The following is a 22,333-nucleotide window of genomic DNA, read 5'->3' as shown; positions in this document are numbered from 1 at the left end:
GCGTAGGTCAATGTGTAGCCGGGGGCAAGCGGACCGGAGCGTCGGCGCGTACCGGTGGGGGAGGGTCGACGGGACCGGCCGCCAGCTATTGACAGGGCATGATGTTAGCGCTAACACTGCCCTTGTCGAGTCACCATCCACGGGGTCCGGATACATCGAGGAGGGGCGAACCGATGGGTTCTCACGTCCGACGGTCCGCAGGCGCGGCCCTGGTGCTCGGCGTGCTGCTGGCGACGCTGGGGGAGGTTCCGATGCGGACGGGGTCGGCGGCCAGCGCACTGCCCAACGGCGTCGCGACCACTCCGCCGATGGGGTGGAACAGCTACGACTCGTACAACTGGAATGTGACCGAGGCGCAGGTGAAGGCCAACGCCGACTACATGAGCACCAACCTGAGGCAGCACGGTTGGCAGTACGTCGTCATCGACTGGGCCTGGTACTACCCGGGCAGCGGCACGGGAAGCCCGAACCAGGACGCCAACCTCCAGCCACGGCTGCGGATGGACGCCAACGGGCGGCTGCTGCCGGACACCACGCGCTTCCCGTCCGCGAGCGGCACGAACGGGTTCAAGCCGCTGGCCGACTACATCCACGCCGCCGGCCTGAAGTTCGGTATCCACCTGATGCGGGGGATCCCGCGTCAGGCGGTCGCCGACAACACCCCCATCCTCGGCACGAGCTATCGGGCGAACCAGGTCGACAACACCACCACCGCAGCCTGGCTGAATCTCATGTGGGGCCTGGACATGGGTCACGCCGGGGCTCAGGCGTACCTGGACTCGCTGTTCCAGCTCTACGCGAGCTGGGGCGTGGACTACGTGAAGGTCGACGACATCGCGGCGCCGACGTACCGCCAGGCGGAGGTCGAGGGGTACCGGCTGGCCATCGAACGCAGTGGCCGTCCGATGGTCCTCAGTTTTTCTCCGGGCCCGACAGCGACGGCGAGCGGCACCCACGTGGCGGCCAACGCCCACATGTGGCGGGTGGTCAACGACCTGTGGGACAACTGGGCCAGCGTGGACGCGCTCTTCGACAAGCTGAGGGACTGGACGCCGTACCGGGCGAGCGGCGCGTGGCCGGACCCCGACATGATCCCGATCGGGCGACTGTCGAAACAGGGGCCCGTCGGCTCGCCCCGCTACTCCAATCTCACCCCGGACGAACAGCGCACCCTGATGACGCTCTGGTCCATCACCCGGTCGCCGCTGATGTGGGGCGGCAACCTGGTCGAGAACCGCGCCTCGGAGTTGGCTCTCATGACCAACCCGGCGGTCATCGCCGTCGACCAGGCCAGCACCGCGAACCGGGAGCTGTACGGCGGAACCAACCGGGTATGGACCGCGGACGTCCCGGGCACCAACCACAGGTACGTCGCCCTGTTCAACCGGGGCACCGCGACGAGCGACGTGTCGGTCACGCTGGCGGACCTGGGTATCGGCTCGGCCAGCGTCACCGACCTGTGGTCCGGGGTGAACCTCGGCACCGCCACCGGGGTGCTCACCCGCTCGTTGCCCGCGCACGGCTCCGGGCTGTACCGGCTCGTTCCACAGTCCACGGTGCCGGTGCCCGCCGCATACACCCTGGCCGCCCGGCACAGCGGCAAGCTCGTCGACGTCTTCAACGGCTCGACCGCCGACGGCGCCGACGTCGTGCAGTGGACGGCCAACGGACAGGCGAACCAGCAGTGGCGGTTCCGCGACGCGGGTGGCGGCTACCACCAGGTCGTCAGCGCCAACAGCGGCAAGTGCCTCGACGTGTACGGCGGGGTCGGTGCCACCGGAGACGGTGTCCGGGTCACCCAGTGGACCTGTGGTACGGCGACCAACCAGCAGTGGCGAATCCAGGACCTCGGTACGGGCTACGTCCAGCTCGTCGCCCGGCACAGCGGCAGGTGCCTCGACGTGCTGAACGCCGCCTCGACCGACGGCGCCCAGTTGGTGCAGTGGACCTGCGGCTCGGGTACCAACCAGCAGTGGCGGCGCAACCAGGTGTGACAGGCGCCCGGCCGGGTCAGGCCTGCTCGTCCGGGTCCTTCACGGCGGGGTGACCGCCCTGCATCTTGCTGATCTCGTTGACGATGCGGGCCAGCGACTGGCGCGTGGCGTGGTCCATGTGCAGGGCGCGCAACGCGATGTCCCGGACGTCGGAGTCGCGCAGCGCCGCGACGAGGGCCAGTTGGGAGTTGACGTCGTCGACCACCTGGTGGTCGAAGAAGTAGGCGACCGGTACGCCGAAGAAGGCGGCGAGCGCCTCCAGGTGCCGCTTGGTGGGGTTGTCGCGCTGCCCGGTCCGCAACTGCCAGACGTACGTCTTGGAGAAGGTGCCCACGGTCAGGGCCTCGCAGCCCCGGGCGACCTCTTCGTAGCTGAACTCGCGTCCCTTCGGCTGCACCGCCTTGAACAGGTGATCGATCCGATTGGCCAGCGAGCCGCCCTTCATCTCGGCCACGGCTGTCACCGCCGTTCGCTGAGATGAACACATGCCATACCGGACACCGTATCACCACGCTTACATTGCAGTTATATCGGATTGTGTGCGCATCAGCCGTTAGCTAGTGTGGACGGAGCTCGGCACATTTGTCCACACGGGCGCCGGCCAGCATCGTCAGCACGGGGGTGGCCGATGCTGGCCGGTCAACGGGAGATTCCTCCCCGACTTTGCTCTCCGCGCCGTCATGACCTATGGTTCCTAATCGATGTAGCCGACTCCTTCCCCCGTGGGAGCCGGCTACATCGCTTTCGAGATCTCCTGCCTTGTGCGGCCATGGGGAGTTCACAAATGATCCTCCCTACCCGTCGATGGAAGGCCTCCTGGCGGTTCAGGCGGCTCCGACGGCGCTGTACGGCCCGCCTCGCCGCCCTGCGACTGCCGGCCACGGTGAGCATGGCGACGCTCTGTGCCCACGTCGGGCAGCAACGGAACCGGCCGATCCGCCTGCTCATGATGCCCCTGCACGAGGCGCGGCCGTGCGGCGTCTGGCTCTCGCTACCCGACGCCGATCTCATCGCGTACGAGGCGAACACCACGCCGATGCACCAGGACCACATCGTCGCCCACGAATTGGCACACGTCATCTGCGGACACTCCGTTCTGGGTACCGACCGGCGCCTCGACCCCCGCCAGCTCTTCCCCGATCTGGATCCCGGGCTCGTGCGTGCGCTACTGGGCCGCAGCCACTACTCCGATGAACAGGAGCGGGAAGCGGAGGTCCTGGCATCACTCCTGCTGAGCCGGGTGGACCGGACACCGACCGGCCGTGGCGGGGACAACGCGCTCACCCTCCGGCTCAAGGACGCCCTGTTGGCCCCGAACCATCGAGGTGGTCGTACCGATGCATGACCTGATCTACGGAATCGGCGCGCTGGCAGGCTGGATCGCCTTCGTCTACAAACTGAACCACCTGCGCCAGGACTGGACGAACCCGGCGCTGCGCGCCATGGTCGCCGCGTTCGGGTTCTCGGCGGTGGCGTTCACCCTCACCGTCGGGCTGGTCTACCAGCCGATCGACGCGGCCCTGGGGGTCCCCAACCTGACGAAACTGTTCATCCACTCGTTCATGGTCCTGTTCAGCGTGTGCGTCCTGCAGTTGTTGGCCTTCTGGCAGTACCCCGCGCCACGGGCCCGGCATCGCGCCCGCGTGTACTGGGCGGTCGGGCTCGTCATCGTCGCCGCCATGTCGGCGCTCATCGTGGTCGCGCCGATCCACGACCGGTACACGATCCACTTCTGGAAGACCCACGCCGGCGAGACCCTGATGCTCTGGTACCTGGTGATGTTCCTGGTGGCGCTCAGTGCCGGGCTGCTCGCGATCGCGTACCGGTCGTGGCACTTCGCCGGGCTCACCGCGCAGTTGCCGTGGCTGCGCCGAGGTCTGCGGCTCACCGCCCTGGGTGCGCTGGTCAGCTTCGGATACTGCGCCTGCCGGGGCAGCTACCTGATCCTGATCAGCGCCGACGTCCGGGTCGAACCGCTGGTCGACATCGCCCAGCCGTTCGCCAGCCTCGGCCAGATCGTCTTCTTCGCCGGGCTCACGATGCCCGGCTGGGGCCCGAAGACCCGGGTCGACCAACTCAGCGCCTACCGCGCTCTCGAACCGCTGTGGTCGGCGTTGCACGACGCCTTTCCGGGGATCGCGCTGCATTCCGCCGCCGAGGGGGACTCCGTCGCTGTGGGAGACGTGAACTACCGCCTCTACCGGCGCATGGTGGAGATCTGGGACGGATATCTGGCGCTGCGGCCGTACCTGCCGGCCTCGGCGGCCGTCCGGCCGGGTGAACCGCTGGCGTCCGACGACGCCGCCCGGATGATCAACGAGGGCCTCAAGAACCGGCAGGAAGGGTACGAGCCAGCGGCGGCGCTGCCAGAGCAGCCGCCGAGCGTCCAGGACAATGAGCTGGAGTGGCTCATCGCCGTGAGCCGATCGTTCGCGAGGATGAGGGCCAGGGAACTTGACCACGCATGAGGCGACGCCGGCCCGGCCACAGGTGTCGTCCGGGGCGGTCTTCTTCGACGACGACGACCGGGTACTGCTGGTGGATCCGACGTACAAGGAGTTCTGGAATCTGCCGGGCGGCGGCGTCGACGCGGACGAGACGCCCCGGGCGGCCTGCGTCCGAGAGGTACGGGAGGAGCTGGGCCTCGACGCGTCGATCGGTCCGCTGCTCGTGGTCGCCTGGACGGCGAACGGTCCGGACGGAAAGGTCTTCTTCGTCTTCGACGGCGGGGTACTTCCGCCGGACCGGCGGGCGGCGATCGTGCTGGATCCCGCAGAACTCGCCGAGTACGCCTTCGTTCCGGTCGAGCGGGCCCGGTCGCTGCTGTCAGAGCCGCAGTGGGCCCTGCTGGCCGAGGTGCTGGCCGCCCGTGCCGACGGCGTGACCCGGTACGTCGAGTTGGGCCAGGTCTAGACTCCGCCCCGTGGACATCGAAGTCGTCGTCGCCTTCGTCCTGGCCGTCTTCCTGCTCTCCATCGCGCCAGGACCGGACATGATGTTCATCATCGCCAACTCCCTGACCGGCGGCCCCCGCGCCGGCCTCGTCGCCGCTGTGGGCATGTCGACCGGCCTGGCCGTTCACACGTTCGCGGCCGCGTTCGGGCTCAGCGCTCTGCTCCGGTTGGCGCCGTGGATCCTGGACGGGGTCCGGGTCGCCGGCGCGGTGTTCCTGATCTACCTCGCGGTGGACGCGCTACGGGCAGGTCGCCAACGCCAGGCGGAGACACCCGAACTCCGGCAACCGGCCGCCCGGTCGATTCGCAAGGTCTACCTGATGGCGACCCTCACCAACATCGCCAATCCCAAGGTTGTCCTGTTCTACCTCGCCTTCATTCCACAGTTCCTCAGCACGGGCACCGGAAGTTGGCCGGTCGCCACCCAGTTGCTGGCCCTGGGCGGTCTGTTTGTCGTCGTCGGCCTGCTCGTCGACGGCTCGGTGGGCGTGCTGTCCGGCAGGCTCGCCCAACAGGTGCTGCACCGACCCGCGGTGCGGCGCCGACTGGACCAGGTCGCCGCGGTCGTGTTCGGCGCGCTGGCCGTGCGGCTGATCGCGGACTCTCGTTGACTCGTTCGCGCTGCCGCTGTGCTGCATCCGAAGGTCGGCGCGCCGGGGCGGCTGGCAGGATGGTGGGGTGTCAGTCCTCCAGCAGTCCGCCCTGCGTCCTGTCTATCCGGTCCGGACCGAGCGGTTGTCGCTGCGTCCGCTCACCGTCGACGACGTCGACGCGCTGTTCGCCTACCGAAGCCGGCCCGACGTCTGCCGTTACGTACCCTTCGAGCCGATGACCCGCGAGGTCATCGACGAACGGCTCGCCACGCAGTGGGCGAACACCGAGCTTACGGACGAGGGCCAGGCCCTGACCCTCGGCATCGAGGACGCCGGTACCGGTCAGCTGGTCGGTGACGTGGTGCTGTTCTGGCACAGCCGAGAACACGGTGGCGGAGAAATCGGGTACGTCGTGAATCCTGACTTCAGCGGGCACGGGTACGCCACCGAGGCGGCACGCGGACTGCTGCGGCTGGGCTTCGACCAACTCGGCCTGCACCGCATCATCGCGCGGATCGACGAACGCAACGAACCCTCGGCGAGGGTCGCGCGACGGTTGGGAATGCGGCAGGAGGCCCGACTGGTGCACAACGAACTCTTCAAGGGGGAGTGGAGCACGGAACTCGACTTCGCGATGCTTGCCGAGGAGTGGCTCGCGTACCGCACCCCGTGACGGTGGAGTCCGCTGACGACCTGGTCCTCACGGAGGCGAGAGGATGAACCGTCCGGAACGTCGGCCCACACTCGTCATCGCGCACGGGGCCTGGCACCGGCCCGCGAGTTGGGCCGCCACCTGTGACGCCCTCGCCGAGCGTGGTTACGAGACGCGGGTGCCCGCGCTACCGAGCGCCGGATATCCCGCCCCGACCGGGTCGATGTACGACGACGCCGACGTCATCCGGAAGGCGGTGACCGGGATCGACGGGCCGGTGGCCGTGCTCGCACACTCGTACGGCGGCATTCCCGCCACCCAGGGCACGGCGGGCGCGGCCGGTGTCTCCCACCTCATCTACCTGACCGCCTATCTGCTGGACGAGGGCGAGTCTGTGTTCAGCTTCCACGGCCGGGAGGCGCCGAGCGACACCAGCGGCACCTTCCGGTTGCTGAGGAACCCGCGTGTGGCGCTGTACCACGACATCGCCGACGAGCCGGCGGCCCGGGCTCTCGACCAACTCGTCAAACAGAGCCTGCGGTCATTCACGGACAAGGTGACGAGTGTCGCCTGGCGCCACATCCCGTCGACGTACGTCCTCTGCGAGGACGACCGGGCGATACCTCTCGCACTACAGGAGAGGATGGCTGCTCGAGCCACGGCCAGCCGAAGGATCGCCGGAGGGCACTCTCCCTTTCTGGCGGCGCCCCGCCGCTTCGCCGCGGTGATCGACGAGATCCTCCGGTCCGCATCCGCCGCTGCGGCCCGACCACCCCTGCCGTCGGCAGGCTGCCCGGCCGGCACCGGTCTCAGGACAGTAGGGCCGGTCTCATCTCCGCGCCCAGATTGATCGCGCTGACCACCTGGTGGCCGGCCGGGTCGTAGACGTCGATGGTGTTGTTGCGGCGCATCAGCTCCCGGGCCGGCGGCGGTAGCGGAGGGGGCTTGTCCATCGCCGCGCGGATCTCCCGGGCGCTGGAGATCAGCCGATTGGCCAGGGAGGCGGCGTCGGTGTCCACCCGGACCCGGCCGTACTCCCAGCCGGCGGCGGTGAGGTCGAGCACCTCGAACACGTGGGTCAGCAGCGGGTTCGGGTCGATCACCCGCGTGAGCCGGGTCGCCCGGGTGCCGGCGACCGTGACGGCTGCGGCCACCTGTACGTACGGGTGGAAGCCGCACGGCAACCCGAACAGCGGCCACCGCAACTCCGGCCCGGCGGTCCTCCACAGTGGCCGATAGTTCCGGCGGTCGACCACGAGCCGCCGGCCGGTACGCCGGTGCAGATCGAAAGCCTGGGTGAGGAACTCCGTGTGGGCCTCGTCGGCGAACTCCTGCATGATCCTGGCCGCTACGGACAGGCCGTCGTCACCGTCGAGTAGCCGGGCAACCGCATCGACCTGGTCGGAGAACCGGGCCTGTACGCGGCCGCCGAACCGGTGCCGGACGTCCCGGAGCATCTCCTCCTGTCGGCCCGGATCGTGCTGGACCTGCTTCCTACCCAGCAGAAGCCGGAACCACCGCATGTCGCCTCGTTTCAGCAGCTGCCTCAGAACGCGGCAATGCTAGCGGAGATCCCTGAGATCTTGGGGAGGCCCTGGTCTCCACCGCAGGTCAGAAGGGCCACTCCTCGCGGGACCCGCCCGCGCCGACCGTACCGCCGGTCACGCCGTAGCGGTCAGGCTTCGGCAGCGGGATCCGCCGGGCGGTCGACGATGACCTGTACGAGGTCCCGCAGTTGTCCGGTGAGCCAGGTCGGGTCCGCCTCGCTCAGCCCGTCCGTGCTGATGACAATGCGCATCAGCCACACCCCGGCGATCAGGGACAGCAGCAGCTCCGCACGTTGTGCGGCGTTCGGACCGGGTAGCAGGTGGGTCAGGTGGCGGCCGACATGGTGCTGGACTCCGGCTCGGATGATCTCGGCAGCCCGGGGGTTGGCCGCCGATCGCAGCATCAACAGAAACGGATCCGGGTCCTCGGCCTCCGGCGCGGTCCGTGCGACCAGTCTGGCCGCCACCTGTTCGGCCAGCGTGGCAAGGTCGTCGCCGACCACCGTGCGGGGCGCGAAGGCTCGGTCGACGGCCTCGGCGAAGAGTTGCTCCTTCGACCCGAAGTAGCGGTTGACGAGCATCGCGGTCACTCCCGCGTCGCCGGCCACTTCGCGTACTCCGGCGCCGTCGTAACCGGCTCGGGTGAACGCGGCCACCGCGGAGTTCAGGATCGCCTCTCGGGTGGCGCTGGCGTTGCGCCGTCGCGGAGGCGAACCACCGTCGTCGCCCGGTGCGTCCTCGGTCATGTCTACGATCGTAGACAAGCTCTGCGTCGAGCGGTCGGCGGTTGTCGACCTCAGCGTGCGGGGCCGCCGGGCCGGCCCGGGCGGGTCCCGGAGCGCCGGTGGCCGACGCGTGGAGCCCGTACCACGGGGGAGCCACCGGACGCCGGGCGGAAGTCGCGAGCTGCGGCGGCCACCGTGTCGTCGGGATCGTCCCTGAGGGCCTGCCGGATGTGCGGCGGGACGACCTCGGATGTCGCCATCGCCAGTCGGACCTGTACCGAACGGTCGTCAACGAGGTCTCGCAGCTCCGCCTCGCCCAACTCGACGGCGCGGACGAGCGCGGCACGGACGTCGACCACGGGGTCCTGGGCGAGCGCGCCCCGCTGTTCGGGGGTGGTCCGGGGATTGCGGGCGACGCCCTTGCGTACGCGTGCCGTGCGATCGGCCATCAGGGCGGTGATCACGTCGGGGTCGTGGGTGTGGGTGGCGAGTCGTTCCCGTACCTCGGGTGACACGTCGTCGACCAGTCGGGCGGCCAGGTCGGGCTCCAGTTCGCGCGTCTCCGCGAGGAGCCCACGAAGCTCCTTGTCGGGCGCCTCCGACATCACGCGGCGAACCGAGTAGTCGCAGGCCGGGTTGCCGGCGACCGCCCACCGGATCCACCGGTCGGCGTCCTTGACCAGACGTAGCAGATTGCCGACGGACGTCGAAGGGTTCCTCGCCACGGCCTCCCGGACCTGACGATCATGGTCCCGGGTCAGCGGGCGTAGTGCCTGCGCGGGCGCGTCGGTCCGGGCCGCGACCGCCTTGCGGACCACGGCCGACGGGTCGGACGCCAGGTCGAAGAGGGCCATCTGTGGCGTCGCGGGGTCCTGCGCGAGGGCGAGCCGTGTGTCGTGGCTCCCGTCCGTCGCGGTGGTACCCGACCCGCTGTGCCGGTCGGCCCCGCCGACGTCCTGCTGCTTCCCCATGGGCGCAATCATGTCACGCGCCGATCGGGGCAGTGCGAGCGTCAAGTCTTGACACTAAAAGCCGACAAATATGACTTCGGCGGATATAACCCTGATTAGGGTCTCGGATAGCCGACTCCGCCGGTACGGCGAGCACCGTTCCGGTCGGGACCTTCGGCAGTACGTACTCCCGAAGCGTGAGGAGGAGCCCATGAACCCGCTCCGGAAGCCAGCGGCCCTACTCGTCGCGGTCGTGGCCGCCGGGCTGTTCCAGCCCACCACGTCCGCCGCCGCCGGAACGTGGCACCCGGCCGGTCAGCAGGTCCGGACCACGGCCACGGAGGCGGTCGGACCGGGATCCGCCACGCAGCTACAGCGGGAGATCGACGAGTACTCGCGCCGGTATCCCGGTGGCCTCCAGGTCAGCGACCATGCGCTCGCCTACCGGGGCGGGGGCGTCGTGGTCGTCTTCCCCGAGCCCGGACAGGCGTACGCACCGGACGGACTCGGGAACGGTGTCAGAGCGGCCGCCGAGGACAACGGTCTGGTCACCCCGATGGCCACCGCCTACCGGCGCGGCTGCCCCTACAGCACGGTCACGAACGCGGACTGGTACTGCTTCTACACCAACTCGAACTGGCGCGGCCGGCGGTTGCAGTTCCGTGACACGTGTGCCGACTTCGCGTCGAACTGGGGGTTCAACAACCAGACCTCGTCCTGGGTCAACACCCACCGGCTCAGGCGGGTGTACACGTACGACAGCGCCGGTGGGGCACTGCTCTGGATCGAGTCGACCGGCATCTCGGAGAGTTCCTGGGTGGGCGCGTCCAAGAACGACAGGTTGAGCTACTGGCGGGTCTACGGCGGCGGCTGCTGATCGACTGCCGCCGGCCACGTCGCGTCCCACCCGGGCGGCGTCGGGGCGTACCCGGAACAGCAGGACGGGTGGGTTCGCGGCGGTGCACGCCGCGAACCCACCCGTCGAAAACGGTGCTCAGCCGAAGGCGCGGGCCTGCCAGGTGCCGACCTGGTCGGCGGGGAGCGCCTCGGGCAGGATGGCCATCCGGTCGACCTCGCCGGTGAGCCGCTGGCCGCCGTCCTGGTCTGCGGCGAACCGCAGCTCCCGGGTGGCGCAGCCGACGATCCCGCCGTCGGGCACCTTCGCGGTGCCGGCCTGTTGGCCGTCGACGTAGACGACGATGTCGCCGTTGTCGTCCATCGTGATGACCAGGTCGACGTAGCGGCCGACCGGGAGGGTCGCGGTGCTGGTCACACCGGTACCGGAGCCGATGAACCGGACCTGGTTTCCCGGGGTGAGGTCGATCAGGACGCCGTCCGTCCCGGGGTCACCGCCGGGCTGGAAGTCGAACAGCCGCCGGTAGCTGCCGCTGGTGGTCACCTTGACCTCGGCGGCAAAGGTGGCGGTCTCCAGGAAGCCCAACGTGGTCGGGGCGGTACGCAGGAACCGCGTCCCGTCCAGCACGAGTGCGCTGCCGGTCGGCCCGTCGGCGACGTACCCGGCGCCGCCCTGCACCGTGGCGGTGCGCCCGTACGGCGACCGGTCGGCCACGGTGTCCCCGGACGTCGGGTCCCAGGCGACGAGCGGGTTCGCCGGGTCCGGCCGGTCACACGGCGGCGGGATGGGCAACTCGATCGCCGTGCTGCCCGAGGCCCGCCAGTCGTCGTGGACGAGCCTCGCCTCGATCCGGTTCCGGCCCGGCGCGGCCTCCCGGCTCGGGGTCACGGTGAACCGGTAGACCTGCGAGTCCCCGGGCCGCAGCCGGGGCACCTGCAACTGCCCCGGCCGGACACTCCAGCCCGTCGGCAGGACCAGCTTCAGCCTGGAGGCCGGCACGGTGGTGCTGCCGGAGGCGCGGACGGTCACCGAGACCGTCCCGGACCGGTCGGACTCCAGCGTCGCGGGCGCGTCGATCTCGAAGCTCACTCCGGCGGTGGCGACGTACCGGTGGCCCTTGCGGGCGGTGAAGGTGGCCCTGTCACCGTTGCCGTCCGGGTTGACCCGCTTGCCGGTCGTCGCGTCCACCAGCCGGTACGGACCGGCGAAGAGCGGGCTGCGCAACGTGACCGCACCGTCCCGGCCGGCGGTGACGGCGACCTCGGTCGCGGCGCCGCCGGACCACCTGGTGTCGACGGTCAGGTCACCCCGGGCGCGCAGTCCGGACACCGAGCCCGTGGGCCAGGCGCTCGGCAACGCCGGCAGGATCTGCACCTCGCCGGTCTGGCTCTGCAGCAGCATCTCGGCGATCCCGGAGGTGGCGCCGAAGTTGCCGTCGATCTGGAACGGCGGGTGGGTGTCCCACAAATTGGCTAGGGTGCTCTGCCGGAGCTGCTCGGTCAGCATCTTGTGCGCGTGGTCGCCGTCCAGCAGCCGGGACCAGAAATTGATCTTCCAAGCCTTGCTCCAGCCGGTGCCGCCGTCGCCGCGCGCGTTCAGCGAGATCTTCGCGGCGGCCGCCAGCTCGGGGTCCTTCAGCGCGGAGATCTGCGCCCCCGGATGCAGGGCGAACAGATGCGACACGTGCCGGTGCTGGTCGTTCGGGTTGTCCAGGTCCTCCTTCCACTCCTGGAGCTGCCCCCAGGAGCCGACCCGGATGCCGGGGTCGAGTTTGTCCAGTGCGGCCCGGACCTCGCGACGGAACGCGGCGTCGCCGCCGACGATCCCGGCCGCCTCGATCGTGTTGGTGAAGAGTTCCCAGACGATCTGCTGGGACATCGACGCCCCGGCGGTGAAGTCGCCGTTCTCCGGCGAGTAGCTGGGGGAGACCACCAGCTTGCCGTCGCGCGGGTCGACGACCAGTTCGTCGAGCCAGAAGAGCGCCAACTGCTTCATGACCGGGTACGCCCGCTCCCGCAGGAACCGCTCGTCCCGGGTGAACCGGTAGTGCTCGTAGTAGTGCTGGGCCAGCCAGGCGCCGGCCTCCGGGAACCAGAACGACTGCGGGTAGCTGTGCAGGCCGGTGAAGCCGTAGATGTTGGTCTCGTTGTTGACCACCCAGCCCCGGTTGCCGTAGACCTGCTGCGCCGTCACCTGGCCGGGCGGCACCATCGAGTCCACGTAGTCGAACAGCGGCGCGGTGGTCTCGGACAGGTTGGTGATCTCGGCCGGCCAGTAGTTCATCTGGAGGTTGATGTTGACGTGGTAGTCGGCGTCCCAGGGCGGGTTGGTGACGTTGTTCCACACGCCCTGGAGGTTCGCCGGCAGCGAGCCGGCCCGGGACGAGGCGACCAGCAGGTAGCGGCCGTACTGGAAGAAGAGCGCCTCCAGCGCGCGGTCCGCCGGCGAACCGCCGCCCCGGTACGCCCGGAGCAGGTCGTCGGTGGGGACGTCCGGCATTGCCTGGCCGATGTCCAGGCGGACCCGGTCGAACAGGGCCCGGTGGTCGGCGGTGTGCGCCGCGACCAGTTCGGCGTACGGCTTCGCCGCGGCCCGGTCGACGGCGGCGGTGACCGTCGCGTGCGGGTCCGGTCCCCGGTACGTGGGGTAGGTGTCGGCATAGTCGGTGCCGGCACCGAGTACGACGGTGGCCGCGTCGGCCCCGGCCACCGTGACCGTGCCGTCGGTGCCGTCGGTGCGGGTGCCGCCGTCGGTGGTCACCTGGATCTGTGACTCGTACCTGAGTTTGTTGTCGTTGAGCGTTCCGGCGAAGGTGATCCGGCCGCCGCTGGCGGAGACGTTCTTCGACCGGTTGTTCGGCGCGGTCACCCCGGTGGTGAATCCGATCATGCCGGGCTGGTCGGCGCTGAGCCGGACCACGAGCACGTTGTCCGGGTTGCTGGCGAAGTACTCCCGGGTGTAGCGCACGCCGTCGTCGGAGTAGGAAACCCGGGCGATGGCCTGGCCGATGTCGAGTTCCCGGCGGTAGTCCTGCACGGCGCCGGGATCCTCGGAGAGCCGCAGCATCAGGTCCCCGAAGGTGTTGTACGACCCGAAGCCGCTCTTCGGCTGGCCGAGCCGGTTCGCCACCTCCTGTGGGGACAGCCGCCCCCGCTCGTTGATCAGTTGTTGGACCTCGCTGATCGCGTTCGGGCGCGGCGAGGTCCAGTTGCCGAAGTCGTAGCCGCTGGCCGAGCCGGGCCCGCCGGTCCAGAGGGTCTTCTCGTTGAACTGCACGGTTTCGGTGCCGACCCGGCCGAAGACCATCCCGCCCAGCGCGCCGTTGCCGATCGGCAGCGCCTGGGTCTCCCAGTCGGCGGCGGGTTCGTCGTACCAGAGGGTCAGCGGGTCCCCGGCCGAGGCGGCCGGTACGGCACCCGGGGCCGCCGAGGCGGGCGTGGCGGTGGACCAGGCGGGCAGCAGGGCGGTCAGCGCGGTCGCCAGGCCGGCGGCCGTCCACCGGCGCAGCGTACGGCGCCGGACGAGGTCATCCATCAGTGTCTCCGGTCGTCAGATGGGTTGCCGGGCAGGGCTCTGGCGAGCCGGACGACCGCACCACCGATCGTAGGTTCGACACGCCTCCGATGTTTGGCCACGAGGTTACAAAGGACACCGGAGAGAAACAAGAGCGCTGTTTCCCTCCACTGCGGCCCGTCGCATCGGCGGCCACCCTCCGCATAGGCGAGCTATCCCAGCTCAGGCGGTAACTAGCCCGGCGGTCTCGGGGAGCGGATGACGGCCCTAACCCGGGTGCGGCGACCCGGTCGATGCGCTAGACATCCGATGTATCGAGGCGGGCAGCGGTTACGGATGGCTCAGGATGAGACCGACGTCATTCGTCGTCGCACTCGACGAGCAGCGCGTCGAGCTGTGCGACCTCGACGGCGTTGCCGAGACCGGCCCGCAGATCCCGGGCCTCCCGCCACGCCACGGCCGCTGCCCGCCGATCGCCCAGCGCGCGGTGCGCCGCGCCGAGGGGTTGCAGGATCATGGCCCGCAGGTGTGGTTGGCCCAGGCCCCGGGCCAGATCGAGCGCCTCGGAGCAGGCATCGATGGCGGATCTGGGACGGCCTCCGGCGGTGTGCAGGGTGGCGAGTTCGCTGAGGGCGAGCGCCTGGCCGAAGGCGACACCGATCAGCCGGCAGGAGGTGAGTGCGCGTTCGAGTGTGGCAGCGGCGTCCGGATGTCTCTGGTGGGCCTGGAGTTGCCCGATGGTGAGCAGGATGGCCGCCTGGGCGCTCACGTGCTCCAACTCGGTCATGATGGTCATCGCCCGCCAGAGGCAGGACTCGGCCTGCTGGTGGTCGGCGTGCCTCAGGTGCAGCGAGCCGAGCGCCCGCAGGGTGAGCGCCTCCTTGATCCTGAGGCCCGAGCCGCGGCTGAGGTCGAGCGCCCGCGCGTACGAGGTCTCGCTCTCCGCGCGGTCTCCACGGTTGCTGTGGACGAAGCCACGGGTGAGCCAGAGACTGACCTCCAGGTCCGGATGACCGGAGGCACCGATCGACAGCGCCCGCTCGACGCACCGTAGCGCCTCGTCCAGCCGACCGTACTTGAAGTGGGAGTACGCCACGGCGTCGAGCGCCTTGGCCTCGCCCAGCGGCTCGGCGAGCTGGCCGAACAGCTCGACCGCCCGGACGGCCGCGGCCATGCACCGGTCCTGGTCGACCTCCCGCCCGTTGTTCCACAACATGGTGAGCCCGAGCAGCATCACCGCCTCACCGAGCCGGTTTCCCGTCCGGCGGGACTGGTCCAGTGCGAGCTGGCAGACGCGATGCCCGTCGTCGTAGTGCCCGCGCAGGTCGAAGAAGTTGACGCTGGCGCCGGCCAGGTTCCAGGCGTACTCGGGCAAGCCCAGAGCGCAGGCCTGTTCGACGGCGGCCACCAGGTTGGCGCGTTCACCGTCGATCCAGGTCAGCGGGTCGGCGAGCAGGTGCGCCAGTTGGCCGGCGGGCAGCCGGTAGCGCGGGGCGTCGCCCCGGATGGGTGGGCACTCCCGGGACGGCAGCCGGTCGTCGACGGACTCGGCGATGGCCAGCCACGCACCGAAGGCACGGGCCAGGGCGGCCCGTCGCTGCCCTTCCTCGTCCTCGACCTCCCCGCGCTCCCGGGCATAGAGGCGAACCAGATCGTGCAGGCGGTACCGGACCCGGCCGGCCGGATCGGTGCCGGTGGCGTCGATGAGGTACGCCTCCGCGAGGATGTCGACCAACTCTTCGGCCTCGTCGACCTCGATGTCCAGCAGCGGCGCCGCCACCCAGGCGGCGAACTCCGGCGCGTCGAGGGCGGCGAGCAGCCGCAGCGCGCGAGCGGCGGACGCCTCCAGCGCGTGGTAACTGAGGGCCAGGCTGGCGCGTACGTCCAGATCGCCGACCGCGAGTTCGTTGAGGCGGCGCTGCCGATCGGACAGCCGGTCGGCCAGTCGGGCGAGCGGATGATGCGGCCGGGTGGCCAGCCGGGCAGCCGCGATCCGTACGGCCAGCGGAAGGCACCCGCACAGCCGGGCGATCTCCCGTGCCGCATCCGGCTCCGCGGCCACCCGCTCAACACCCACCACCGCCGCCAGCAGCTCCAGCGCGTCGTCGGGTTCGAGGACGTCCAGATCGAGCCGGCGGGTCCCGGACAGCTCGTGCAGCCGGGAGCGGCTCGTCAGCAGAACGGCGGAGGCGGGCGTGCCCGGAAGTAGCGGTCGGACCTGTGCGGCCGAGTCGGCATTGTCCAGCACCACCAGCACCCGGCGTCCGGCCAGCACGCTGCGGTACAGCTCGGCCCGCTCCTCCAGCCCCGCCGGCACGGCCGAGCCCTCCAGCCCGAGCATCCGCAGGAAGCGGCCCAGCACCAGTGCGGGATCAACCGGCTCGGCGTCAGCGGTGTGGAGATTCACGTACAACTGTCCGTCGGGAAAGGCGTCGACAAGCCGATGGGCGACCCGTACCGCCAGCGTGGTCTTGCCCACACCGGGGCGCCCGGAGACCGCCGCCACCACGAGCGGCGCCGTCCCCTCGCCGCCGGAAACGGGCGTCAGCAGGTCCGTCAACTGTGCCACCTGCTTGTCCCGACCGACGACGTCCGACGAGTCGGCCGGCAACATCGCCGGCACCGGTCGTACCGTGGCGGGAGGGGTGGCCACCGGTCCCGGCTCGGCCGCATCGGCCGTGGCGGCCTGCTGTAGCCGTCGCCACGCGTCCTCCCAGCCGCCGACCCCGTCACCCACCACGCCGCAGGCCCGGACGAACCCGCGTACCACGTCCAGAGCCGGGAGCCGGGACCGCCGTTCGTTCAGGGCGTCGGCCAGGGTGCTCCGGGGTATCCCGGACAGCCGGGCCAGCCGCTCGAACGACGGGTTGCCGGCCCACACCTTCAGCAGCCCGAGCCCCGCGACGAACGCCCGCACGCTCTCCGCCCGCAGCGGATCCGGGCCGCCGCTGGCGGGGCTACCCGCTGTTTCCATCCGGCCCCCCTGCCGCGACCTGATAGGCGTGTCATCGTATCGCCGCCGGTTGCTGGTGACGCCGGCCTGAGCCGCGGTGCCGGTCCTACGACCGGCCCGGCCGCGCAGATCGGGATCCGGGAAACGGCGCTGGTCGCCTCGGCGGGGAACTGTCCGGGTAGGAGGGTCAGGCTGGATTCGGCCGACCCTAGGTCCCCCAGATGCCTTGCCCGTCCGGTTCCCGCGACGCGAGGGCCCAGGGCGGCACCACCGAACTGACGCCCCATTCGACAGTCAGATTTTTTCCGCAGTCGATCCCGTACATCTTCCGACCCTTCCCGTCATGAATCTCGACGCGCCGCGCGAGGTGACATCGCTGGGTCATGTTGCCGAACGTGTCGGTCTACCTCACCGGGCTCGCCCAGCGTGCCCGGTCAACCTGGTCGACGACCTTGCGAAATTCTTGTCACCGAGTGGCCGGGGCGTCGAACGTGGCCCTGCCGGAGCAGTCCGACGTCGGCCACGAGCTGGTCGGTCGGGTCGACCGGTCACGTCTCGGCGCTATCGGCATGTCGGGCGGGCAGCAACGCGCCGACGGCGATCGTCATGGCCGCCGTGACGGCCGTCGCCGAGGGGAGCGTGCTCAGGCCACTGGTCCGGAACAGCAGGACGACGGCGGGGACCGCCACCACGGTGGTGAGGATGATCAGGACGGCGTGTCCCCGGCCCGGTCGGGGGATACGGCGAGTTCGGATGAATGCCCATGCGATGGCCGTGATCAGCTGTGTGCCGAGCAGGTAGACGACGCCGGCCGGGCCCTGCTTCATCAGGATCAGGGCGCCGAGCGCGATGTCGGTCGGCAGCAGGAGTGCCAGGGCCGCCGCCGCCGTGATGACCATCGGGTTCGTCCGGCGGGTACGGGAGACGGGTGGAGGCCGGTCGGCGCGCTGGTGCAGCTCGGCCCGTACGACGCCGATGGCGGACGGTCGGGGCACGGGATCCGGTGTCGTCCCCGGGGCGGGCGCGGCGTACCCGGAGTGATCAAGGTGGAGGCTGCCGGTGGCTACCGCCAGTTCCGGTTGCTCGATCACGGTCGGGGCCAGCCCGAGGGTGCGGTGCAGCAGGCTCGCCACGAGCGGGACGCGGCTGGAACCACCGACGAGGAACAGCCCGGCCATCACCTCGCGGCTCACGCCGGCCTGGCGCAGGGTTGTCAACGTGACCTCGACGCTACGTTCCAGCAGCGGGCGGGCTGTCCGTTCGAACTCTTCACGGGTCAGCTGCACCGTCAGGTCGACCAGAGGGACGTACAGGTCCGCGGTGGCATGGCGGGACAGTTGCTCCTTGACCGCGCGTGCGCCGTCCCACAGGGTCCGGCGGGCCCGCTGGTCATCGGTCGTCCGGGGCCAGTCCAACCGCCCCCACGCCTCGCCAGCCACCTCCCCGGTCATCAGCCGGGCGTGTTCGACCACGAGATGATCCAGGTCGACCCCACCGAGGTCGGCAAGGCCGCCGGCGGCGAGCGTTTCGAACCCGGCGCCGTGGCGGCGTAACACACTGGTGTCGAAGGTGCCGGCGCCCAGGTCGTAGACCGATAAGGCATGCCCCTCCGGCAGTTGACGACCGAGCGCGGTGGTGAAGTACGCGGCGGCCGCGATCGGCTCGGGCACCAACCGCACCTCGCCCAGGCCGGCCCGCCGTGCCGCATCGCGCAACACATCCGTGCGGGCACGCCCCCAGGTCGCCGGGTGTGTCACCATCACCATCGCCGGGGCCACACCGGCCACCCGGCTCGCCTCCCGCCCCACCCGGGCCAGCACCGCCGCGACCAGATCCACCACCGCGATCTCCCGCTCGTCCAGCCACACGGTGCCCTCGTCGACGCGCCGCTTCGGATGCGGCTCGAACCCGCCCGGATGCGCCAACCCTGCCCGGTAGGCGTCCGCACCGGTCAGCACCTCGGTGTCCGGGCCGGCGAACACCCCGGAACCCAGCAACGGCGAGGAGTCGAACAACAGCGGCGTCACCGCCCCGGCCCCGCGCCGGAGCACCGCCACCGTGCTCGTGGTGCCGAAGTCGATCCCGAGCCGGACCTCCGCCGCAGTCATCGAGCCCTAGACCTCGTCCGACGGGCCACCCGGGCCGCCGACGCGCTCCACCGTCGGTGGGGTTCGGCAGCGATCCTGCCGGCACGGGGATCCATCGGCACGGTGCCACCGTAGCCTGTCATCGGAGTCGATCGCTGCCGTCGCCCCGGGGCACCTGACCATCGATCAGGCGTCACCGCCGGCGCCGCCGCTCGCGCCGACCGCCGCGGCTACGTTCTCCTCCGCCAGGTCAGGTCGCCCGAGATGCCGACTCGGATGGGGGAGTCCGGCCGGGTCGGCTGTCGTTGCTGGCTTGACCACCCGATCCTGGCAACCACCACGTCGGTGATCTCCTCGATCGAGCGCCCATCGGTGTCGATCCGGTGGCCGATCCGGGCGCGTTCCAGGGTCTCGGCCTCGTGTGCCGCCTGGTCGGCGACGCGGAGCAGGTACGGGGCCGACCTGCCCACCAGCGGATCGCCCGGTTGTGACCAGGCGCCACGACCTTGGCTGCGGAGCATGATCCGGCTGGTCAGCTGATCGCGTCCGGCGTGCAGGCGGCACACGGTCACCGTCGATCCGGGCAGCGCGTCGGCGTACCCGTCGAGGGTGGACCCGTCCGCCGCCGGACCGACCATGACCAGTGCCTGGGCCCCGGCCTCGCGGTAGACCCGCCACAGGGCCGCGAGGTTGCGGGCCTTCACACGATGACCGGCCGGCGTAGGGCCGCAGAATCCGAGCTGGTCCAGGTCGACGTAGGCGGCGGTCAGCCCGGCCCGGAGAACCTTCAGGTAGACCTGGAAGCCGACGGTGGACTTGCCGACACCGGTCGCACCACACAGCCACACCACCTGCCCGGCAAGGCCCGCGTCGGCTCCCACGCCGTCCGGCGCATCCCGGCCGTCGGCCGGCTCGGGCGCGGCTGCGGCCCCCTGCGGATCGCCCAGCACCGGCCAACCGGTCACGCGGTCCCGCACCCGGCGGGCCGCCTCGACCACCGTCAGCCCGCTGGTGTCCACACAGACATCGGCCACGGCACCGGCGTCCAGGCGTGCGGCCTCCCGCAACACCTGCGCCAGGCCGTCATCGTTCCCCTGCCGGCCGACGAACCGTCGGGTCAGCTCGTCCTCGTCGGCGCGCAACCGGCAGACCGTCAGCGTCACCTGGGCCAGCTCGTCGCGGTGCACGCCATGCCGGCTGTCGACAACGCCGGAGACCACGACGCAGCGGGCTCCGGCCGCCCGGTAGCCGGCGACGACGCCATCGAGATTGCGTGCCTTCATCCGATGCCGAGCGGGATCGTGGACCACCTCCGGATAGCACATCCCGAGCTGGTCGATGTCGACGTAGCCGGTCTGGACCCCGGACCGGACCAGCTCCGAGTAGACCTCCCAGCCGACCGCGGTCTTCCCGACTCCCGGGGGGCCGCACAGCCACAGCACCGGGATCGCATCGCCGGTCATCAACTGGGCCCCCTTGACGAACAAGGAGCGTCATCGACGCGAGACGTACCGGTCCGCCGGACCGTTGCCCAGGGCATGGCCGAAAATTCTTGCCTCCCTGGTCCCGCGCGTCGAGTCCATTTCCGGCATGCGGTCGGGCTGGATCGTCGGGAGCCGCACGGTGAACGTGGCGCCCTCGCGGGGGCGGCCCACCGCGGTGATCGTGCCCCGATGACAGGTCACCACCTCGCGCAGCAGCGCCAGGCCCAGGCCGAAGTTGCGGTCGCCCGCACCCGCGCCGCGGTGGAACCGGTCGAAGAGGCGTTCCGTGTCGGCGGGGTCGAAGCCGTCCCCGGTGTCCTCGACCACGAGCTCGGCGACCCGGCCATGGTCGTCCCCGCGCACGGTCAACTCCACGCGACCGCCGGGTGGGGTGTGGGCCAGCGCGTTGGCCAGTAGCTCGCACACCACCCGACGCAGGGCCGATTCGACCCCGGACACCTGCACCGGTTCGTCGGGTGTCGACAGGGACAGCGCCACCTGGCGCTCCTCGGCCCGGTCGGCCTCGGTCGAGAGCGCGTCGACGGCGAGCGCCGTCAGGTCGACCGGGCCGCTCGGTGGCAGGTCGGTCGGCATGGCCGCGAGTCGGGCCGAGAGCAGCAGCTCGTCGACGATCTCGCCGAGCCGGCGGGTGGTGCCGACCAGCCGGTCCAGGTCGCGGCGGTCGGCGTCGGAGCCGTCACGGTCGGCCCGCCGGGCCAGCATCTGGGCGCGTACGTGGACCTGGGCGATCGGCGTACGCAGTTCGTGGCTGGCGTCGGCGACGAAGCGCCGCTGTCGGCAGAGCGCATCCGCGAGGGGTGCGACGGCCCGACGGCCCACGACGACACCGGTGAGAATCGCGGCCACCACGCCGACCGTGGCCGCGAGGAGGAATGCCGTCAGCAGGTGGCGGCGGTCGGCGAGCTGGAACCGGGCGTCGAACACCACCTGGACGACGCCGTCGCCGCGTGGCTGGGTGCGTACGTGGTAGACGGTGCCGTCGGCGTGGACCTCGGTCGTCTCCGTCGTGCGGGTTGCCGCGACCGTGTCGATGGCGTCGCGCAGGGGGAAGCCGGGCGGGGGCGGGTTGACTCCGGTGTCCAGCGTGCCGGCGTCGTACCGGATGATCCAGCTACAGGCGGGGGGCCCGGCGATCGTCCCGTGCTCCGCGCCCCAGGCGAGTTCGCGCTGGATCTGGCTCTGCTGGCTGCGCAGCAGGACGGTGTAGGAGATGCCGCCGGCGAGCACGAGCAGCGCGCCGATGGCGAGCCCCACCAGCAGGCCGATCCGCAGGCGTGCCCGCCGGACGATGAGCTGCTCGATCGTCTGGGCGGGAATCACAGGACCCCCAGCCGGTAGCCGAGGCCGTGTACCGTCCGGATCGCCGCCCGGCCGAGCTTGCGGCGCAGGTAGTAGACGTAGGTGTCCACGATCGATGCCGCCGCGGCCTCGTCAAAGACCCGCCTGCGCAGCTCGGAGCGGGAGTGCACGGTGTTGGGCCGCGCCGCGAGCACCCGCAGCAGCTCGAATTCCCGCGCGGAGAGCGCCACCCGCGTGCCGTCGGGCAGTACGGCGTCGCGCAGCGACAGGTCGAGAATGCCGGCACCGATCCGCAGCGCATCGGTGGAGTCCGACGTGCGCCGGCACAGTGCCCGGATCCGGGCACTCAGCTCGTCGAGGTCGAAGGGCTTGACCAGGTAGTCGTCCGCGCCCGCGTCGAGGCCGGCGATCCGGTCGTGGACGGTGCCGAGGGCGGTCAGCAGCAGCGCGCGGGCGGGTACGGCCCGCGCGCGCAGCTTGGTGACCAGGTTCAGGCCGTCGAGGGCGGGCAGCAGCCGGTCGATGACCATGACGTCGTACGGACGGGTGAGCCCGAGGTGCAGGCCGCGCTGGCCATCCGGGGCCCGGTCGACGAGATAGCCCTCGTCGACCAGCGTCTCGGTGACCATGTCGCTCAGCTCCGCGTCGTCCTCGACCAGTAGCAGCCGGTTCGACCTCCCGCCGCGCATCCATAGACGATGACAT

General features: G+C 70.7%; 18 protein-coding genes. 8 read left to right on the top strand and 10 right to left on the bottom strand.

What is annotated here, in order from left to right:
- The first annotated feature begins 173 nt into the window (after positions 1-173).
- A complete protein-coding gene (locus ACFP2T_RS18815) occupies positions 174-1,994 on the top strand; it encodes an RICIN domain-containing protein (protein ID WP_377423460.1) in 1,821 nt (606 codons plus the stop codon).
- A gap of 16 nt (positions 1,995-2,010) precedes the next feature.
- On the opposite strand, the gene ACFP2T_RS18810 is transcribed toward ACFP2T_RS18815, so the two are convergent.
- Positions 2,011-2,457, bottom strand: coding sequence for an XRE family transcriptional regulator (locus ACFP2T_RS18810; RefSeq protein ID WP_377423457.1), 447 nt, complete (start codon positions 2,455-2,457; stop codon positions 2,011-2,013).
- Between the two features lie 321 nt (positions 2,458-2,778).
- On the opposite strand from ACFP2T_RS18810, the gene ACFP2T_RS18805 reads away from it, so the two are divergent.
- From ACFP2T_RS18805 to ACFP2T_RS18780, 6 genes are all read left to right on the top strand, one after another.
- Positions 2,779-3,339 carry a UBA domain-containing protein gene (locus ACFP2T_RS18805; RefSeq protein WP_377423454.1) on the top strand — a complete coding sequence of 187 codons (561 nt, stop codon included), beginning with the start codon at positions 2,779-2,781 and terminating at the stop codon, positions 3,337-3,339.
- A complete protein-coding gene (locus ACFP2T_RS18800) occupies positions 3,332-4,462 on the top strand; it encodes an MAB_1171c family putative transporter (protein WP_377423451.1) in 1,131 nt (376 codons plus the stop codon). The genes ACFP2T_RS18805 and ACFP2T_RS18800 overlap by 8 nt, the downstream gene beginning before the upstream one ends.
- On the top strand, positions 4,449-4,907 hold the full coding sequence (locus tag ACFP2T_RS18795) for an NUDIX domain-containing protein (RefSeq protein WP_377423449.1): 459 nt from the start codon (positions 4,449-4,451) through the stop codon (positions 4,905-4,907). Before ACFP2T_RS18800 ends, ACFP2T_RS18795 begins: the two co-directional genes overlap by 14 nt.
- Positions 4,908-4,917: 10 nt before the next feature.
- Positions 4,918-5,559, top strand: coding sequence for a LysE family translocator (locus tag ACFP2T_RS18790; protein WP_377423446.1), 642 nt, complete (start codon positions 4,918-4,920; stop codon positions 5,557-5,559).
- 67 nt (positions 5,560-5,626) lie between these two features.
- Positions 5,627-6,214, top strand: coding sequence for a GNAT family N-acetyltransferase (locus ACFP2T_RS18785; RefSeq protein ID WP_377423443.1), 588 nt, complete (start codon positions 5,627-5,629; stop codon positions 6,212-6,214).
- A 43-nt stretch (positions 6,215-6,257) separates the two neighbouring features.
- Entirely contained in the window at positions 6,258-7,043 is a 786-nt protein-coding gene (locus ACFP2T_RS18780) for an alpha/beta hydrolase (RefSeq protein ID WP_377423441.1), read from the top strand.
- On the opposite strand, the gene ACFP2T_RS18775 is transcribed toward ACFP2T_RS18780, so the two are convergent.
- From ACFP2T_RS18775 to ACFP2T_RS18765, 3 genes are all read right to left on the bottom strand, one after another.
- A complete protein-coding gene (locus ACFP2T_RS18775; RefSeq protein WP_377423438.1) occupies positions 7,003-7,716 on the bottom strand; it encodes a hypothetical protein in 714 nt (237 codons plus the stop codon). The two genes, ACFP2T_RS18780 and ACFP2T_RS18775, sit on opposite strands and share 41 nt — an antisense overlap.
- A 152-nt stretch (positions 7,717-7,868) precedes the next feature.
- Positions 7,869-8,486, bottom strand: a complete 618-nt coding sequence (locus tag ACFP2T_RS18770) for a TetR/AcrR family transcriptional regulator (RefSeq protein ID WP_377423435.1) — start codon at positions 8,484-8,486, stop codon at positions 7,869-7,871.
- Positions 8,487-8,536: 50 nt separating this feature from the next.
- Complete coding sequence (locus ACFP2T_RS18765) at positions 8,537-9,436, bottom strand: hypothetical protein (protein ID WP_377423434.1); 900 nt, start codon at positions 9,434-9,436, stop codon at positions 8,537-8,539.
- A 190-nt stretch (positions 9,437-9,626) separates the two neighbouring features.
- On the opposite strand from ACFP2T_RS18765, the gene ACFP2T_RS18760 reads away from it, so the two are divergent.
- Positions 9,627-10,292, top strand: a complete 666-nt coding sequence (locus ACFP2T_RS18760) for a hypothetical protein (protein ID WP_377423431.1) — start codon at positions 9,627-9,629, stop codon at positions 10,290-10,292.
- A gap of 117 nt (positions 10,293-10,409) precedes the next feature.
- Here ACFP2T_RS18760 and ACFP2T_RS18755 read toward each other — a convergent pair whose 3' ends face one another.
- The 6 genes from ACFP2T_RS18755 to ACFP2T_RS18730 all read right to left on the bottom strand — a co-directional run bounded on the left by ACFP2T_RS18755 (position 10,410) and on the right by ACFP2T_RS18730 (position 22,317).
- Complete coding sequence (locus tag ACFP2T_RS18755) at positions 10,410-13,805, bottom strand: glycosyl hydrolase family 95 catalytic domain-containing protein (protein ID WP_377423429.1); 3,396 nt, start codon at positions 13,803-13,805, stop codon at positions 10,410-10,412.
- Positions 13,806-14,142: 337 nt separating this feature from the next.
- A complete protein-coding gene (locus tag ACFP2T_RS18750; protein WP_377423427.1) occupies positions 14,143-16,758 on the bottom strand; it encodes an ATP-binding protein in 2,616 nt (871 codons plus the stop codon).
- A gap of 527 nt (positions 16,759-17,285) precedes the next feature.
- On the bottom strand, positions 17,286-18,845 hold the full coding sequence (locus ACFP2T_RS18745; protein WP_377423424.1) for an Hsp70 family protein: 1,560 nt from the start codon (positions 18,843-18,845) through the stop codon (positions 17,286-17,288).
- A gap of 209 nt (positions 18,846-19,054) precedes the next feature.
- Complete coding sequence (locus ACFP2T_RS18740) at positions 19,055-20,287, bottom strand: AAA family ATPase (RefSeq protein ID WP_377423422.1); 1,233 nt, start codon at positions 20,285-20,287, stop codon at positions 19,055-19,057.
- Between the two features lie 30 nt (positions 20,288-20,317).
- Complete coding sequence (locus tag ACFP2T_RS18735) at positions 20,318-21,649, bottom strand: sensor histidine kinase (protein WP_377423420.1); 1,332 nt, start codon at positions 21,647-21,649, stop codon at positions 20,318-20,320.
- Positions 21,646-22,317 (bottom strand): response regulator transcription factor, encoded by a 672-nt coding sequence (locus ACFP2T_RS18730; protein WP_377423418.1) that lies wholly within the window; start codon positions 22,315-22,317, stop codon positions 21,646-21,648. Before ACFP2T_RS18730 ends, ACFP2T_RS18735 begins: the two co-directional genes overlap by 4 nt.
- Between the last annotated feature and the right edge of the window lie 16 nt (positions 22,318-22,333).

It is taken from the genome of Plantactinospora solaniradicis (assembly GCF_042658085.1).
Taxonomy (GTDB): Bacteria; Actinomycetota; Actinomycetes; order Mycobacteriales; family Micromonosporaceae; genus Plantactinospora; species Plantactinospora solaniradicis.
The sequence above is the reverse complement of the archived record's forward strand: the minus strand, read 5'-3'. Positions and strand labels throughout refer to the sequence as shown.

Bases quoted from the DNA above. Each gene is read 5' to 3' on its own strand.
- ACFP2T_RS18755 (WP_377423429.1), bottom strand. From the start codon at position 13,805: ATGGATGACCTCGTCCGGCGCCGTACGCTGCGCCGGTGGACGGCCGCC.
- ACFP2T_RS18765 (WP_377423434.1), bottom strand. From the start codon at position 9,436: ATGGGGAAGCAGCAGGACGTCGGCGGGGCCGACCGGCACAGCGGGTCG.
- ACFP2T_RS18815 (WP_377423460.1), top strand. From the start codon at position 174: ATGGGTTCTCACGTCCGACGGTCCGCAGGCGCGGCCCTGGTGCTCGGC.
- ACFP2T_RS18760 (WP_377423431.1), top strand. From the start codon at position 9,627: ATGAACCCGCTCCGGAAGCCAGCGGCCCTACTCGTCGCGGTCGTGGCC.
- ACFP2T_RS18740 (WP_377423422.1), bottom strand. From the start codon at position 20,287: ATGACCGGCGATGCGATCCCGGTGCTGTGGCTGTGCGGCCCCCCGGGA.
- ACFP2T_RS18780 (WP_377423441.1), top strand. From the start codon at position 6,258: ATGAACCGTCCGGAACGTCGGCCCACACTCGTCATCGCGCACGGGGCC.
- ACFP2T_RS18800 (WP_377423451.1), top strand. From the start codon at position 3,332: ATGCATGACCTGATCTACGGAATCGGCGCGCTGGCAGGCTGGATCGCC.
- ACFP2T_RS18770 (WP_377423435.1), bottom strand. From the start codon at position 8,486: ATGACCGAGGACGCACCGGGCGACGACGGTGGTTCGCCTCCGCGACGG.
- ACFP2T_RS18775 (WP_377423438.1), bottom strand. From the start codon at position 7,716: ATGCGGTGGTTCCGGCTTCTGCTGGGTAGGAAGCAGGTCCAGCACGAT.
- ACFP2T_RS18805 (WP_377423454.1), top strand. From the start codon at position 2,779: ATGATCCTCCCTACCCGTCGATGGAAGGCCTCCTGGCGGTTCAGGCGG.
- ACFP2T_RS18750 (WP_377423427.1), bottom strand. From the start codon at position 16,758: ATGGAAACAGCGGGTAGCCCCGCCAGCGGCGGCCCGGATCCGCTGCGG.
- ACFP2T_RS18745 (WP_377423424.1), bottom strand. From the start codon at position 18,845: ATGACTGCGGCGGAGGTCCGGCTCGGGATCGACTTCGGCACCACGAGC.
- ACFP2T_RS18730 (WP_377423418.1), bottom strand. From the start codon at position 22,317: ATGCGCGGCGGGAGGTCGAACCGGCTGCTACTGGTCGAGGACGACGCG.